This window comes from Noviherbaspirillum sp. (assembly GCF_036846085.1).
GTDB lineage: Bacteria > Pseudomonadota > Gammaproteobacteria > Burkholderiales > Burkholderiaceae_D > Noviherbaspirillum.
In genome coordinates, this window is the sequence record NZ_DAIUCO010000404.1 from 1 (window position 1) to 1,700 (window position 1,700).

3 protein-coding genes are annotated in these 1,700 nt (G+C 57.9%); all 3 read left to right on the forward strand.

Going from position 1 to position 1,700, the window contains the following annotated elements; translation table 11 throughout:
- On the forward strand, positions 1-1,090 hold a 1,090-nt coding region (gene thiC, locus V7080_RS25325), incomplete at its 5' end, for a phosphomethylpyrimidine synthase ThiC (protein WP_334191145.1).
- A 7-nt stretch (positions 1,091-1,097) separates the two neighbouring features.
- Positions 1,098-1,298, forward strand: a complete 201-nt coding sequence (gene thiS / locus V7080_RS25330) for a sulfur carrier protein ThiS (RefSeq protein WP_334191146.1) — start codon at positions 1,098-1,100, stop codon at positions 1,296-1,298.
- A 60-nt stretch (positions 1,299-1,358) separates the two neighbouring features.
- A partial coding sequence (locus V7080_RS25335) for an endonuclease domain-containing protein (protein WP_334191147.1) occupies positions 1,359-1,700 on the forward strand: 342 nt, incomplete at its 3' end.

Genomic DNA, 1,700 nt, shown 5'->3' on the forward strand with positions numbered 1-1,700 from the left:
CGGCAAGCACATCCACGAAACCCGCGAGTGGATCATCCGCAATTCGCCGGTGCCGATCGGTACCGTGCCGATTTACCAAGCGCTGGAGAAGGTCAACGGCAAGGCCGAGGACCTCACCTGGGAAATCTTCCGCGACACGCTGATCGAGCAGGCGGAGCAGGGCGTCGACTACTTCACCATCCATGCCGGCGTGCGGCTGCAGTATGTGCCGCTGACGGCGAAGCGCATGACCGGCATCGTCAGTCGCGGCGGCTCGATCATGGCGAAATGGTGTCTCGCGCATCACAAGGAATCGTTCCTCTACGAACACTTCGAGGACATCTGCGAAATCATGAAGGCTTACGATGTGTCCTTCTCGCTCGGCGACGGGTTGCGTCCGGGTTCCATCTACGACGCCAACGACGAGGCGCAGCTCGGCGAATTGAAGACGCTCGGCGAACTGACGCAGATCGCGTGGAAGCATGACGTGCAGGTCATGATCGAAGGCCCCGGCCATGTGCCGATGCACCTCATCAAGGAAAACATGGACCTGCAGCTGGAACAATGCCATGAAGCGCCGTTCTATACCCTGGGGCCGTTGACCACCGACATTGCGCCGGGTTACGACCACATCACCTCCGGCATCGGCGCCGCGATGATCGGCTGGTACGGCACCGCGATGCTGTGCTACGTGACGCCGAAGGAACACCTCGGTCTGCCGAACAAGGATGATGTGAAGGAAGGCATCATCACTTACAAGTTGGCCGCGCATGCCGCCGATCTCGCCAAGGGACATCCCGGCGCGCAAATCCGCGACAATGCCCTGTCGAAAGCGCGTTTCGAGTTCCGCTGGGAAGACCAGTTCAACATCGGCCTCGATCCGGACAAGGCACGGGAATTCCATGACGAGACCCTGCCGAAGGACTCGGCCAAGGTCGCGCACTTCTGTTCGATGTGCGGCCCGCATTTCTGCTCGATGAAGATCACGCAGGATGTGCGTGACTATGCGGCGGCGCAGGGGATTTCGGACGAGCAGGCGCTGAAGAAAGGCATGGAAGTGAAAGCGGTGGAATTCGTCAAGAGCGGTGCGGAAATTTATCGAAAGCAGTGAGTGGCAGATGGACATTGAATTGAACGGGGTGCCCCATCCGGTTGCGGAGAACATGAACGTGCAGGACCTGATTGCATCGCTGGATCTGGCCGGCAAGTCGCTGGCCGTGGCGATCAACCGGGAGGTGGTGCCGCGGCAGATGTGGGCGCAGAGGACATTGCAACCGAGCGACCGGGTAGATATCGTGCGGGCCATCGGCGGCGGTTGAGCCGGAAAAGAACGTTCCCTCCCTTTCAAGGGGAGGGCTAGGGTGGGGATGGGTTAAACCATGCAAGGGCAAACGAGCAACTTCACAAGACCGGTCGCCAAGACTCTGCGCAAGACAATGACCGATGCGGAACAGGCATTGTGGCGGCGCTTGCGTGGAAACCAGCTGGGCGTAAAGTTTCGACGTCAGCATCCTTTTGAAAATTACGTGCTCGACTTTGTTTGTATTGAACGTCGGATTGTCGTTGAAGTGGATGGTTCTCAGCATAGCGAAGACAAACCATACGACGATCGCCGTTCTGACTTTTTACGATCTGCAGGATTTCAAGTACTACGTTTTTGGAATAACGAGGTGCTAAACCAAATGGATGCGGTTTTGCAGAGTATCTGGACTGCGCTAGAC

Bases quoted from the DNA above. Each gene is read 5' to 3' on its own strand.
- thiS (WP_334191146.1), top strand. From the start codon at position 1,098: ATGGACATTGAATTGAACGGGGTGCCCCATCCGGTTGCGGAGAACATG.